General features: G+C 58.7%; 14 protein-coding genes. 3 read left to right on the top strand and 11 right to left on the bottom strand.

What is annotated here, in order from left to right:
- Positions 1 to 130: 130 nt before the first annotated feature.
- From guaA to ACO6EE_RS00465, 7 genes are all read right to left on the bottom strand, one after another.
- A complete protein-coding gene (gene guaA, locus ACO6EE_RS00495; protein WP_485958580.1) occupies positions 131 to 1,699 on the bottom strand; it encodes a glutamine-hydrolyzing GMP synthase in 1,569 nt (522 codons plus the stop codon).
- 118 nt (positions 1,700 to 1,817) lie between these two features.
- Entirely contained in the window at positions 1,818 to 2,171 is a 354-nt protein-coding gene (locus tag ACO6EE_RS00490) for a hypothetical protein (RefSeq protein ID WP_070631812.1), read from the bottom strand.
- Between the two features lie 90 nt (positions 2,172 to 2,261).
- Positions 2,262 to 3,053 carry an indole-3-glycerol phosphate synthase TrpC gene (gene trpC / locus ACO6EE_RS00485; RefSeq protein WP_485958579.1) on the bottom strand — a complete coding sequence of 264 codons (792 nt, stop codon included), beginning with the start codon at positions 3,051 to 3,053 and terminating at the stop codon, positions 2,262 to 2,264.
- Positions 3,050 to 3,586, bottom strand: coding sequence for an RNA pyrophosphohydrolase (locus ACO6EE_RS00480; protein ID WP_003824957.1), 537 nt, complete (start codon positions 3,584 to 3,586; stop codon positions 3,050 to 3,052). The genes trpC and ACO6EE_RS00480 overlap by 4 nt, the downstream gene beginning before the upstream one ends.
- A gap of 129 nt (positions 3,587 to 3,715) precedes the next feature.
- Complete coding sequence (xerD, locus tag ACO6EE_RS00475) at positions 3,716 to 4,621, bottom strand: site-specific tyrosine recombinase XerD (protein ID WP_485958581.1); 906 nt, start codon at positions 4,619 to 4,621, stop codon at positions 3,716 to 3,718.
- Positions 4,615 to 5,076 (bottom strand): methylated-DNA--[protein]-cysteine S-methyltransferase, encoded by a 462-nt coding sequence (locus ACO6EE_RS00470; RefSeq protein WP_485958578.1) that lies wholly within the window; start codon positions 5,074 to 5,076, stop codon positions 4,615 to 4,617. The genes xerD and ACO6EE_RS00470 overlap by 7 nt, the downstream gene beginning before the upstream one ends.
- A 12-nt stretch (positions 5,077 to 5,088) precedes the next feature.
- The gene (locus ACO6EE_RS00465; RefSeq protein ID WP_485958577.1) at positions 5,089 to 5,535 is read right to left on the bottom strand and encodes a peroxiredoxin; all 447 of its coding nucleotides are present in this window, start codon (positions 5,533 to 5,535) and stop codon (positions 5,089 to 5,091) included.
- Positions 5,536 to 5,720: 185 nt separating this feature from the next.
- On the opposite strand from ACO6EE_RS00465, the gene ACO6EE_RS00460 reads away from it, so the two are divergent.
- A complete protein-coding gene (locus ACO6EE_RS00460; protein ID WP_485958576.1) occupies positions 5,721 to 6,272 on the top strand; it encodes a nitroreductase family protein in 552 nt (183 codons plus the stop codon).
- A 308-nt stretch (positions 6,273 to 6,580) separates the two neighbouring features.
- Here ACO6EE_RS00460 and ACO6EE_RS00455 read toward each other — a convergent pair whose 3' ends face one another.
- From ACO6EE_RS00455 to ligA, 4 genes are all read right to left on the bottom strand, one after another.
- Positions 6,581 to 6,883, bottom strand: coding sequence for an integration host factor subunit beta (locus ACO6EE_RS00455; RefSeq protein WP_003824966.1), 303 nt, complete (start codon positions 6,881 to 6,883; stop codon positions 6,581 to 6,583).
- 12 nt (positions 6,884 to 6,895) lie between these two features.
- A complete protein-coding gene (gene rpsA, locus ACO6EE_RS00450; protein ID WP_023887868.1) occupies positions 6,896 to 8,572 on the bottom strand; it encodes a 30S ribosomal protein S1 in 1,677 nt (558 codons plus the stop codon).
- A 164-nt stretch (positions 8,573 to 8,736) separates the two neighbouring features.
- Positions 8,737 to 9,390 carry a (d)CMP kinase gene (gene cmk, locus ACO6EE_RS00445; protein WP_485958575.1) on the bottom strand — a complete coding sequence of 218 codons (654 nt, stop codon included), beginning with the start codon at positions 9,388 to 9,390 and terminating at the stop codon, positions 8,737 to 8,739.
- A gap of 145 nt (positions 9,391 to 9,535) precedes the next feature.
- Positions 9,536 to 11,893, bottom strand: a complete 2,358-nt coding sequence (ligA, locus tag ACO6EE_RS00440) for an NAD-dependent DNA ligase LigA (RefSeq protein WP_485958574.1) — start codon at positions 11,891 to 11,893, stop codon at positions 9,536 to 9,538.
- A gap of 132 nt (positions 11,894 to 12,025) precedes the next feature.
- Here ligA and ACO6EE_RS00435 point away from each other — a divergent pair, with 132 nt between their 5' ends.
- A complete protein-coding gene (locus tag ACO6EE_RS00435; protein ID WP_485958573.1) occupies positions 12,026 to 12,475 on the top strand; it encodes a tetratricopeptide repeat protein in 450 nt (149 codons plus the stop codon).
- A gap of 316 nt (positions 12,476 to 12,791) precedes the next feature.
- The gene (locus ACO6EE_RS00430) at positions 12,792 to 13,313 is read left to right on the top strand and encodes a type IV secretion protein Rhs (protein ID WP_485958572.1); all 522 of its coding nucleotides are present in this window, start codon (positions 12,792 to 12,794) and stop codon (positions 13,311 to 13,313) included.
- Positions 13,314 to 13,497 lie beyond the last annotated feature (184 nt).

The following is a 13,497-nucleotide window of genomic DNA, read 5'->3' as shown; positions in this document are numbered from 1 at the left end:
ACTTACTGGCAAGGTTCTCTGAAATAGCACCTTTTTTGTTACTTATGCCGGATTTTTCAGGTAGCCTCAAGTACAGGCAAAACAAAACCCTGCCATTATCTGGCAGGGCTTTCCGATGTTGAAACCAAGGTTATTCCCACTCAATCGTGGCGGGCGGTTTGCCGCTCACGTCGTACACCACGCGGTTGATGCCTTTGATTTCGTTGATAATGCGGTTGGACACTTTGCCCAAGAGCGAGTAGGGCAGCTCGGCCCAGTGCGCGGTCATGAAGTCGCTGGTGATGACGGCGCGCAGGGCGACCACGTAGTCATAAGTGCGGCCATCGCCCATCACGCCCACGGATTTCACGGGCAGGAACACGGCAAATGCTTGGCTGGTGAGGTCGTACCAAGAGGTGCCGTTTTCGTCTTTGTGGTTGCGCAGTTCCTGAATGAAAATGTCGTCTGCCTGGCGCAGCAGGTCGGCGTATTCGCGCTTCACTTCGCCCAGAATCCGCACGCCCAAGCCGGGGCCGGGGAAGGGGTGGCGGTACACCATTTCGCGCGGCAGGCCGAGCGCTACGCCCAGTTCGCGCACTTCGTCTTTGAACAAATCGCGCAGCGGTTCGAGCAGCTTCAGCTTCATGTTTTCAGGTAGCCCGCCCACGTTGTGGTGCGATTTGATGGCGTGGGCTTTTTTGGTTTTCGCGCCGGCGGATTCGATTACGTCGGGGTAAATCGTGCCTTGCGCCAGCCATTTGGCGTTGGTGAGTTTTTTCTCTTCGGCGTCAAATACTTCAATGAATTCTGCGCCGATAATTTTGCGTTTTTGCTCGGGGTCGGTAACGCCGGCGAGTTTCGCCATAAACTGTTCGCTGGCGTCCACATGAATCACGCGCACGCCCAAGTTGTTGGCAAACATTTTCATCACGTTTTCGGCTTCGTTCAGGCGCAGCAGGCCGTGGTCGACGAAGACGCAGGTGAGCTGGTCGCCGATGGCGCGGTGGATCAGCGCGGCGGCCACGGAGGAATCCACGCCGCCGGACAAGCCCAAAATCACTTCGTCGCTGCCGACTTGTTCGCGGATTTTAGCCACGGCTTCGTCGATGTAGTTCGGCATGGTCCAGCTGGGCTGTGCGCCGCAGATGTCGAGCACGAAGCGGTTGATGAGGGCGCGGCCTTGTTTGGTGTGGGTCACTTCGGGGTGGAATTGGATGCCGTAGAAGCGGCGTTCTGCGTTTTCCATCATGGCGATGGGGCAGGAGGGCGTGCTGCCGATAGTGCGGAAGTTTTCAGGCAGCCTGCACACTTTGTCGCCGTGGCTCATCCACACGTCCAAGGTGTTCGATGCGCCGTCTTGAATGCCGCTGGTGAGCGCGCTGTCTTGCGTTTGCACTTGCGCGTAACCGAATTCGCGCTGGTTGCCGGCCTGCACTTCGCCGCCCAAGTGGTGCGCCATAAACTGCATGCCGTAGCAGATGCCGAGCACGGGCACGCCCAAATCGAACAGCCCCGTGTCGGCCTGGTATTCGCTGTCGTACACGGAATTAGGGCCGCCGGAAAGGATGATGCCTTTCGGGTTGAAGGCTTTGATGTCGGCCAGCGGCATGTCGTAGGGGTGCAGCTCGCAATACACATGGGCTTCGCGCACGCGGCGGGCGATAAGCTGGGTGACTTGCGAACCAAAGTCGAGGATGAGGATTTTGTCGGGGCTGGTCATATCGGTATCTCTGTGTGGATTTGGATAGGATTTCTGGTTTCAGGTAGCCTCTGCCCGCTTTGGCAGTAAGTTCAGGCTACCTGAAATATGGGGGTTAAACGCGGCAAGGTTGGTCGGTTTAACGGTAGCGCCGCAAGATGCGCTGGATGTGTGAGCGGCGCTGCCGGCATACTGCCGCTGTGTCTGCATCGGTGCCGGTGTCGTAACGGTTGCGCTCGGCTTCCACCTGTGCGCCGTTTTGCCGCCACCATGCTTCTTGGTCGCGGTTGAAGCAGGGTTTGCTTAACTGCATCAGCTTGTCGGCTTGCTGCTCGGCGGCTTGGGGGAGCGCGAAAGTGTCGTTGTCGGTACAAGCAAACAGATAAGTCATAACTTCGATACTGTCGCGGTTAATCTGCCGGCATTGCCGGGCGGTGGGCTGGGCAGCCGCAGCCAGGGGCAGCAGGACCAATATCATCACTAAACGTTTCATGCCTACTCCTTGCGTGAGAAAAATAGACAAACGAAATATTGGGATAGTGTTTTCAGGTAGCCTCACCATCATGGCAGGCTACCTGAAAGCTCAAGCAAACAGTTTTTGCACTTCCGCGCCTACATCGTCGGCACGCATGAAGGTTTCGCCGATTAGGAAGCTGTGTACGCCGTGGCTGCGCATGAATTGCACGTCTTCGCGGCTGCGGATGCCGCTTTCGGTAATCACGATGCGGCCTTCGCCGGTGATTTCGGGCAGCAAATCCAGGGTTTGCTGCAGGCTCACTTCAAAGGTGCGCAGGTTGCGGTTGTTCACGCCGCGCAGCGGGGTGGTGAGGCGGCGGCATTTTTCCAGCTCGTCGGCGTGGTGCAGCTCCAGCAGCACGGCCATGCCCGATTCGTGGGCGATGCCTTCGAATTCTTCCAGCTGGGTTTGGCTGAGCGCGGCGGCAATCAGCAGCACGGCGTCGGCGCCCATGGCGCGGGATTGGTGGATTTGATAGGCGCTCACCATAAAGTCTTTGCGCAAGACTGGCAGCGCCACGGCGGCACGGGCGGTTTTCAGGTAGCCTGCCGAGCCTTGGAAGTAGGGTTCGTCGGTGAGCACGGACAGGCAGGCGGCGCTGGCGGTTTCGTAGGCGCGCGCCAGCTGCTCGGGATGGAAGTCCGGCCGGATCAGCCCCTTGCTGGGGCTAGCTTTTTTGATTTCGGCAATCAGCGCGGCGCGGCCTTGGCTGTGTTGGGCACGCATGGCTTGCACGAAGCCGCGCGGCGGCGGCATATCGGCGGCCCGGGCGCGCAGTTCGGCCAAGGGCAGGGCGGCTTGTGCGGCGGCCACTTCTTGCTGTTTGGTGGCGAGGATGCGGGTGAGGATGTCGCTCATCGGTGGGTGTGCTCTTCGGGCAGGGCGGCGTGGCGCCGGTTGAACTGCTCCAGGGTTTCCAGATTGTGCAGGAAGCGCGAAAGCTCCCGCAGGGCATTGGTGTACACGTCTTTTTTAAATTCAATTACTTCGTCGATGGGCGCCCAATAGTCGTGCCAGCGCCAGGCGTCGAATTCCGGCTGGCTGCTGGCGCGCAGGTGCACATCGCTTTCGCGGCCGGTGAGCCGCAGCAAATACCAAATCTGTTTCTGCCCGCGATACGCGCCGCGCCATTGGCGGCGCACCCAGTTGCCGGGCACGTCGTAGCGCAGCCAGTCGCGGGTGCGGCCGAGGATTTTCACGTGGTGCGGCAAAAGGCCGACTTCTTCGGCCAGCTCGCGATACATGGCGGCCTCGGGACTTTCGCCGGGCTTGATGCCGCCCTGCGGAAACTGCCAGGAATGCTCCTGCACGCGTTTGCCCCAGAACACTTCGTTGCGCTGGTTGGTGATGATGATGCCGACATTGGGGCGATAACCTTCTCTGTCCAACATAATATTTTCGCCCAATTTGAATAATTTTAAACGTACGGATTTTCCCACAAAACGGCACGGCAGGCTACCTGAAAGCTTTCAGGTAGCCTGCTGCCTTGCCTATTTTCATTTGAATCCGCGATATCTTACCTACCCACGCGGATGGTGCTGCGCCACCAGCCGTTTGAGCCGCTCGTTGGCCACGTGGGTGTAGATTTGCGTGGTGTTCAGGCTGGCGTGGCCAAGCATCATCTGCACGCTGCGCAGGTCGGCGCCGTGGTTCACCAGATGGGTGGCGAAGGCGTGGCGCAGGCCGTGCGGGCTGAGCTCGCTGATGCCGGCTTCTGCGGCGTAGCGTTTCACCATCTGCCACACCAATTGGCGGCTGATGCCGCTGCGTTTTTGCCCCACGAATACGAAATCGCACGGGGCGTGTTTGAGCAATTCTCCGCGCGCGGTTTTCAGGTAGCGTTCCAGCCAATACACGGCTTCGGCACCCAGCGGCACGATGCGCTGCTTGTTGCCCTTGCCGATTACGGTAACCACGCCGCGCTGCAAGTCTAAATCTTGCAGCTGCATTTGGGCGGCTTCGGACACGCGCAGTCCGGTGGCATACAGTGTTTCCAGCACGGCTTTGTCGCGCAGGCCGAAGACGGTTTCCGTGTCGGGCGCGGCCAGAAGCGTGTCGATTTGCGCTTCGCCGATCAGCGGCGGCAGGGCGCGGCCTTGGCGCGGCGGACGCAGGTGTTGCGCGGGGTTGTCGCTACGGCGGTTTTGCAGCTGCAAAAAGCCGTAGAGCTGTTTGACGGCGGAGAGGGCGCGCGCTTGGGAAGCGGGTTTTTCATCCGGGGCATACACGGCATCGGCCAAGGCATCGGCATCGGCCTGCTGCCAATCCAAACTTTGTACGTGCAGGCGGCGGGCGACTTTTTCCAAGTCGCGCCGGTAGCCGGCCAGAGTGTTGGCGGCGAGGCGGCGGGTGAGGAAGAGCTCGTCCAGCGTTTGCTCGATGGGCTCTTGCCAGGCGGCAGGCAGCGGCTCGGCCGGGTTCACAATGCCACTCCTTCGTGCGCAAGCAGCCAGCGTTTCACCGCCAGGCTGCGTTCGGTACCTCCGCCCATGCTGAAGCCGCCCAGCCCGTTGGCCGAGAGCACGCGGTGGCAGGGAATCAATAGCGGCAGCGGGTTTTTGCCGCAGGCGCCGCCCACGGGGCGCGGGTGGCTGCCGATGCGTTTGGCAATCCATTGGTAGCTGCGGGTTTCGCCGAACGGAATCTGCGCAATCTGCGCCCACACGGCCTGCTGAAACGCCGTGCCTGCGGGCGGCATAAACGGCGGCAGCGGGGCAGGGCTACCTGAAAAATAGCTGTCCAGCCATTGTGCCAGCGGGGTGTCGTTGGGCAGTGCGGGCAGGAAGGGCGCGGCGCTGTGCTGCAGCAGGATTTCGGCGGGCAGGCCGTTGTGCAGGCGGCACAGCAGCGTGCCTAAGGGGGCTTGGTAACAGTATTGCATGGCGGTGTTCCGCTAGGCCGTTTCGCGCAGCGCGTCGAGCACGGCTTGGGCGTGGCCGGCGGCTTTCACTTTGCGCCATTCGCGCGTGATGTGGCCTTGTGCATCCAAAACGAAGGTGCTGCGTTCGATGCCGAACACTTTTTTGCCATACATATTTTTTTCTTTGATGACATCGAACAGGCGGCACACGGTTTCATCCTTATCCGACAAGAGCGGCACTTCCAGCGCGTATTTGCACACGAATTTCTGATGGCTGGCCACGCTGTCGCGCGATATGCCGGCTACCTGAAAACCGAGCGCCTGAAATTCGGGCAAAAGCGCGCTGAATTCCTGCGCTTCGGTGGTGCAGCCGGGCGTGCTGTCTTTGGGGTAGAAATACAGCACCAGCGGCAGGTGGTCGGCGGCGGCGAAATCGTTGCCGTTTTGGTCGGGTAGGGTGAAAAGATAATTGGCGCTCATGGCGGCTCCTAAGGGGATGAAATCGGCTGGCATTATAGCGTTAAACCGGATAGGTATTGGGAAAGCGTTCGGCTTAGGGTTTGTTGGGGCAAGTGTTTCAGCTAGCCTTTTTGGGTTTCAGGTAGCCTTAATGTGTGGTATAAGCACGGCGTTTCGTTTTAACGCACACTTTAAGGATTAAGCCCATGAATGCCCTGGATTTGCTCACCACCCGCCGCTCTGTGCGCCAGCTCACCGAGCCTGCACCCAACGATGCCCAGCTGGAAATTATTTTGCAGGCCGCCACGCAAGTGCCTGACCACGGCAATCTCACGCCGTGGCATTTTGTGGTGGTGCAAAGCGAGGAGGGGCGGCAGGTCTTCCGCCAAATTTTGAAGCAGTGTGCCGAAGAAATCGGAGGCGAAGCGGCGCGCAAGGCTGAAGTGGTGGGGCAGATGGCGCCGATGGTGATCGGCGTGGTGTCCAAACCCAAGCTGGATTGCCTCAAGCCGAAGCTGGAGTGGGAGCAAATGCTTAGCGCCGGCTGCGCCGCCTATGCCGCCCAACTGGCGGCCAAGGCGCAAGGTTTCGACAATGTGTGGATTACCGGGCTGTGGGTCAACACCGCCGCGCTGCGCGAAGCCTTCGGCTGTGGCGAACACGACAAAATCATCGGCCTGCTGATGATCGGCACGGCGCAGAAAGAGGTCGACGGCCCGAAAAATACGGACTTGAGCGAGTTGGTCAGCCGTTGGTAATGCGGTTGGTAAAAGGCTACCTGAAAGCATAAGCTTCAACACAGTTGAAACGGGCAATGCGAGTTGCTGCGAAGCTAAAATTTTCAGGTAGCCTTTTGCCGACTTGTTACTGGGAGTAGGTGGTTCTAACTTATCGTTAAATTGCAGCTGATGTGCGAGAAGTACAAGCTGCCTGTTATTTGGCTTGAATTTTGTTGCAGCGGAAGCTTTCAGGTAGCCTTTATTGCATAACGCTATCTGGATTGTCCCAACAACAAAAAGGCTACCTGAAAATTTCAGGTAGCCTTTTATTCAGCTGAATGCCAATCTTACTTGGCGGCTTGGTCTACGCGTTCGCGCAATTCCTTGCCGGCTTTGAAGTGCGGCACGTATTTCTCGGGCACGTTCACTTTTTCGCCTGTTTTCGGATTGCGGCCGATGCGAGCCGGACGATGGTTCAGGTCGAAACTGCCGAACCCGCGAATCTCGATACGCTGACCACGAGCCAGCGCACGGGTCATGGCATCCACCAAAACCTTCACGCTTTGCTCCACATCCTTAACAGCCAGGCGGGAATGCCCTTGAGCCAGGTACTTCTCGGCCAGATGGGCCATCAACTCTGATTTGGTCATTTTGCGCTATCCTTATTCGTTTTCGCCGCCCAGCTTGGCCTTGAGCAAGTCGCCCAGGCTGGTGGTGCCGGCGTGGCTGGCCGCTGCGTTCACGGTGTTGAGCGCTTCGCGGTTTTCTTTGGCAGTGCGGGCTTTTACCGACAGCTTAATATTGCGGTTTTTGCGGTCTACGGTAACGATGACGGCTTCCACTTCGTCGCCTTCTTTGAGCTTGGTGGTCAAGTCTTCCACGCGCTCGCTGTCGAACTCGGAAGCAGGCAGGTAGGCCACCACTTCGTCGGCCAGCTGCACTTCGGCGCCTTTGGCTTCAACAGATTTCACGGTGCCTTTCACCAAGGCGCCTTTGTCGTTGATGCTGATGTAGCTGCCGAAGGGGTCGCCTTCGAGCTGTTTGATGCCCAAGCTGATGCGTTCTTTCTCTACATCGATAGACAATACAACGGCTTCCACATCTTCGCCTTTTTTGTATTTGCGTACGGCTTCTTCGCCGCTTTCGCTCCAAGAGAGGTCGGAGAGGTGTACCAGGCCGTCGATGTTGCCGGGCAGACCCACGAAAATACCGAAATCGGTGATGGATTTAACCGCGCCGGTGAGTTTGTCGCCTTTGTTGAAGTTGGCGGCAAATTCTTCCCACGGATTGGCTTGGCATTGTTTCATGCCCAGGCTGATGCGGCGGCGGTCTTCGTCGATGTCCAGAATCATCACTTCTACTTCGTCGCCCAGCTGAACCACTTTGCTCGGGTGAACGTTTTTGTTGGTCCAGTCCATTTCGGAAACGTGTACCAAACCTTCGATGCCCTGTTCGATTTCAACGAATGCACCGTAGTCGGTCAGGTTGGTTACCTTGCCGAACAGGCGGGTGCGGGCGGGGTAACGGCGAGCGAGGCCGCTCCAGGGGTCTTCGCCCAGCTGTTTCATACCCAAAGATACGCGGCTGCGGTCTTGGTCGAATTTCAATACTTTGGCTTCTACTTCCTGGCCCACTTCCAGCACTTCGCTGGGGTGCTTCACGCGGCGCCATGCCAAATCGGTGATGTGCAACAGGCCGTCGATGCCGCCCAAGTCTACGAATGCGCCGTAGTCGGTGATGTTCTTCACGATACCTTTCACCACGGTGCCTTCCTGCAGGGTTTCCAGCAGAGCCTGGCGCTCTTCGCCCAGGGTTTCTTCCAGCACGGCGCGACGGGATACCACTACGTTGTTGCGTTTGCGATCCAGTTTGATCACTTTGAATTCAACTTCTTTGCCTTCAAAGTGAGAAGTGTCTTTCACCGGGCGCACGTCTACCAGAGAGCCTGGCAGGAAAGCGCGGATGCTGTTGATCATCACGGTGAGGCCGCCTTTGACCTTGCCGTTGATCACGCCGGAGAGAATCTCGCCGCTTTCCATGGCTTCTTCCAAAGCCAGCCAATCGGCAGCGCGTTTGGCTTTTTCGCGGGAGAGTTTGGTTTCGCCGAAGCCGTTTTCTACGGATTCGATGGTTACGGTAACGAAATCGCCGACTTTAACTTCCAGTTCGCCCTGGGCGTTTTTGAATTCGTTCAAATCAATCAGGGATTCGGATTTCAGGCCGGCGTTCACGATAACGTGTTTGTCGGTAATCGCCACCACTTCGGCGGTAATCACCTCGCCCTGATTCATTTCTTGTACGGCTGAGTATTCTTCCAGTAACTGGGCAAAATTTTCCATAAGGTTTTGTCTTTTCCACGCACGGCCAAGGAGTGCGGAGGGTTGGAGTTGATGGAAGCCTGCCACCCTTGGCATGGCAGGCGTGAGTTAAATCAATTGTTTATACAACACAGCCGCGCCCAAGCGGAACGGATGCGCCGAAAACGCGGCATTATACAGTAACTTTATTTTTCCCGATACCAATCAAGCACTTTTTTTACCGATTCTTCAATCGTCAGTGCCGAAGTGTCGAGCAGATGGGCTTCGGGCAGCTTTTGCAGCGGCGCAACGGCTCGGTTGCGGTCGGCTTCGTCGCGCGCTTCGATGTCGGCCAAAATGCGCTCAAAACCAGCACCATCAAGCGGTACGCCGATTTGTTTGGCGCGGCGTTCGGCACGCACTTGCGGCGAAGCGGTGAGGAAAACTTTGAGCACGGCATCGGGGAAGACCACCGAACCCATATCGCGCCCGTCGGCCACCAGCCCCTGTTCGGTTAGAAACGCGCGCTGCCGCTGCAACAAAGCCGTGCGTACAGCAGGCAGCGCCGCCACCCGTGATGCCCCCATGCCGATTTCTTCGCTGCGGATGGCGGCGGAAACATCTTCCCCGTCCAACAGCACCACGCCCTCGACAAATTCCGCCGGCAAAACCTGCGCCAGCGCGGCCACAGCAGCTTCGTTATCCCAAGCGATTTGGCGGTTGCGCGCATAGAGTGCGGTGATGCGGTAGAGTGCGCCCGAATCCAGATAACGCCAGCCCAAGGCATCCGCCACCCGCTGCGCCACCGTGCCTTTGCCCGATGCGCTCGGCCCGTCGATTGCGATTACTTTCTGCGGCATAGCTGTCTCCGAAAAAAAACGCCATCTTACCTGAGATTGCCGATGAACGGGGCAGGAATGGCGCAGATAGGGGAGGTGTGGGCAGGAAAGGCTACCTGAAAAATGGGGCGGCTAAATGGTAGACAACAGGTTTTCAGCCAACCTTCTAATCCGCTCCCCCCAGCATCCCCAGCAACTCTTCTTCACTCAACACGGCCACGCCCAGCGCCTGCGCCTTTTCCAGTTTGCTGCCTGCGGCTTCGCCCGCCACCACGAAATCGGTTTTTTTGGACACGCTGCCGCTCACTTTGCCGCCGGCGGCTTCGATGAGGGCGGCGGCTTGGTCGCGTTTCAGGGTGGGCAGGGTGCCGGTTAGGACAAAGGTTTTGCCGGCGATCAGGCTGTTTTCGGGGAGCAGGCTGCCTGAAACGTTGTCTGCGCCGCTTTCAGACAGCGCTTCGGTGAAGGTGATGATGTCTTGCAGCAAGGCGGCGTGTGCAGGCTGCCTGCGCCAGTCTTGCCATTCTTGCGGCAGGGCTTGGTCGGTTTGCAGGGCGTGCAGGCTGCCTGCGAGTTGCCAGAGTTCGGCGGCGCGTTTTTCGCTGAGTTTAATGTCGGGCAGGCGTTGCAGCCATTGTTCGGGGGCGGCGTGGGCGCGGGTTTGGGGCGATGGGGCGGCGGCTTGCGGGACGACGTATTGCAATAGGTCGTCCAGCATTTTTTGCTGTGCAGGCTGCCTGAAATAGTGGGCGATGGCGTGGGCGACGACGCTGCCGATGTCGGGCAGGCAGGCGAGTATGGGTTCGGGGGCGCGGCGCACGGTGTCGAGGTTGCCGAATGCGGATGCCAGCTGTTTGGCGGTGCTTTCGCCGACGTGGCGGATGCCGAGGGCGAACAGGAAGCGGGCGAGCGGCGGGGTGCGGCTTTGGGCGATGCTGTCCAAGATATTCTGCGCCCATTTGGTGGCGGCGGATTTGCTGTCTTTGATGGTTTGCAGTTGGGTGATATCCAGTTGATAAATATCGGCAAAACTGTGCAATACGTCGGCGGCGACGAGGGCTTCGATTTGCTTGTCGCCCAGCCCGGCGATGTCCATGGCTTTGCGGCTGGCGAAGTGGATAAGCCCTTGCGCGCGCTGGGCTTGGCAGAGCATGCCGCCGGTGCAGCGGGCAACGGCTTCGCCTGCTTCGCGTTCGACCGCGCTGCCGCACACGGGGCAGGTTTCGGGCAGTTTGAACGGCTCGTGCAGCGGTTCGAGGCTACCTGGAAACAGGTCGCCGCCGAGTGCAGGCTGCTTTTCAACCATCGGGCGGCGTTCGGGCAGCACGCGCACCACTTCGGGAATCACGTCGCCTGCGCGGCGCACGACCACGGTATCGCCCACGCGCACGTCTTTGCGCGCCACTTCGTCTTGGTTGTGCAGCGTGGCGTTGGTCACGGTAACGCCGCCCACGAATACGGGCGCCAGCCGCGCCACGGGGGTGATTGCGCCAGTGCGGCCGACTTGCACGTCAATCGCTTCCACGGTGGTGAGCGCTTCTTCGGCGGGGAATTTGTGCGCAATCGCCCAACGCGGCGCGCGCGACACGAAGCCGAGTTGTTGCTGTTCGGCCAACGAGTTCACTTTGACCACCATGCCGTCGATTTCATACGGCAGGCGGGGGCGGTGTTCGGCCAGCCGTTCGTATTCGCGCAACACGGCCGCCGCGCCGGTGTACGCGCCGAAATAGCCTTCGGGCAGCGAAAAGCCGAGTTCGTGCAGCAGCGCGAGCTCTTCCATGTGGCTTTCAGGTAGCCTCTCCGCGCCCGAAAGCTGGGCGATGCCGTAGGCGAAAAAATGCAGTTTGCGCTGCGCGGTGATTTTGGAATCGAGCTGGCGCAGGCTGCCTGCGGCGGCGTTGCGCGGATTGGCGAAAGGCTTTTGGTTCGCCTCGAGCTGGCGTTGGTTCAGCGCGGCAAAATCGGCTTTGAGCATCAGCACTTCGCCGCGCACTTCCAACAGTGCAGGCTGCTTTTCGCCGTGCAGTTTCAGCGGGATGTTGCGCACGGTTTTGATGTTTTCGGTCACGTTTTCGCCCGTGGTGCCGTCGCCGCGCGTGGCCGCCTGCACCAAAATCCCGTTTTGATACAACAGGCTGACCGCCAGCCCGTCAAATTTCGGTTCGGCGGCGTATTCCACCTGCGACACGCCCAATTCCTTGCACACGCGCTCGTCAAACGCCAAAAATTCGGCGTGGTCGAACGCGCCCGTTTCGTCGTCGCGCGGCGAAAACGCGTTGTTCAGCGACAACATCGGCACGGCGTGCACCACGGTTTCAAAGCCGTCCAGCACCGCGCCGCCCACCCGCTGCGTGGGGCTTTCGGGCAGCCTGAACTGCGGATATTCGGCTTCCAGTGCTTCCAGTTCGCGGTAGAGCCGGTCGTATTCGGCATCGGGTACGCTGGGCGCGTCCAAAGTGTAGTATTCGTGGGCGTAGCGGTTGAGCTGGCGGGTAAGATCGTGGATACGTTGTTGGGCGGTCATGGCGGCGGTGTAAACAAAATAAAACGGCGCATATTATCACGCGCCCAAGGGGAAGAGGCTACCTGAAAGCAATGAATAAAGGCTTTCAGGTAGCCTGTATAATACGCGGCATCTCTAAAGAAGGAGCCTGCCATGGCCGAACTGAATGACCATATCTACGAGCAAATCACCGCGCTGTGCGAACAAGGCGACGAGCTGGCTGATGCAGAACGCTATGCCGAAGCTATCGAACGTTTTTGGCAGGCATGGGATTTACTGCCCGAGCCGCAAGCCGAATGGGAAGCCGCCACTTGGATACTGGCTGCGGTGGGCGACACCGAATTTTTGCGCGGCAGCCACGAAGCCGCCCGCGATACCCTCAGCCACGCCATGCACTGCCCCGATGGCATCGGCAACCCCTTTTTGCATCTGCGGCTCGGTCAGGCGCAATTTGAATTGGGCAACTTCGAGCGCGCCGCCGACGAGCTCATCCGCGCCTACGCGCTGGGCGAAGAGGAAATGTGGGCAGGCGAAGACCCGAAATACCTCGACTTCCTTGCCACCGTGTGCGAGGACATCGAAAACTACAGCCGTAAACATTGAGCCGCGTTGTTTTGCCATTTAAGGCTACCTGAAGGTACAGCTTCAATGAAGTTATAGTGAATTAACAAAAACCAGTACAGCGTTGACTCGCCTTGCCGTAACGTGTGTACTGTCTGCGGCTCGCCGCCTTGTCCTGATTTTTGTTAATCCACTATAAAACAAAGCTTCCGTAGGAAGCTGAGTTTCTGCGAAGCAGGCCGAGGCTGCAACGAAGTGAAGCAAGCCGAGTTGCTGCATAGTTAAACTGTAAGCTATTGTTTCCATATGGCCAGCAATTTTCAGGTAGCCTCTTACCCTATGGATTGATAAACCACCCATGCCCCCACGTTCCCGCCCGCTCACCCCCGCCGAAACAAAGCTCGCCCGCAGCGTGTTTGGCAGCGGGCTGCGTTATGAACGCATCCGCCTGCACGGCGGCGCGTGGTGGCTGCCTACCCGCAATATTGCCATCGCCCCCTTCGGCCATGTTTACTTCCCCGCCAATCGCTTCTGCCCCGATTTCGCCAAGCGCCCCTTGATCGAACGCGCCTGGCTGGTGCACGAGCTGACGCACGTTTGGCAGCATCAAAACGGCTTCCCCGTGTGGCTTGGAGGCAGTTTGCTGGCCCTGCGTTTGGGCTACCTGAAAAATCGTGCCTACCGCCTGCCCATGCTCGACACCGTGCCGCACTTCAACCGGCTCAATATGGAACAGCAGGCCGAAATCTTCGCCCTATATTACCGCGCCGCCATTTGCTGCGACCCGGCTGCCGCCCCTTATTTGCCGCAGTTGCAACGCTTATTGCAGCCGTTTTTTGCCAACCCGAGAAGCCGCGAACTGTGGCCGAAGTGGCTTTGAGGGTAGGGTGTGGCTGTGTTTTCGCTGCGCAGAAACTCTTTTAACTTCGTTGAAGCTGCGTTTTCAGGTAGCCTTTGGGGTGTGATGCAAGGCTACCTGAATTTATTCAGCTTAGACTTTTTGCTTCTATCGGCATAAGTAACAAAAAAGGTGCTATTTCAGAGAACCTTGCCAGTAAGTAACA

It is taken from the genome of Eikenella sp. (genome assembly GCF_057315495.1).
The sequence above is the reverse complement of the archived record's forward strand: the minus strand, read 5'-3'. Positions and strand labels throughout refer to the sequence as shown.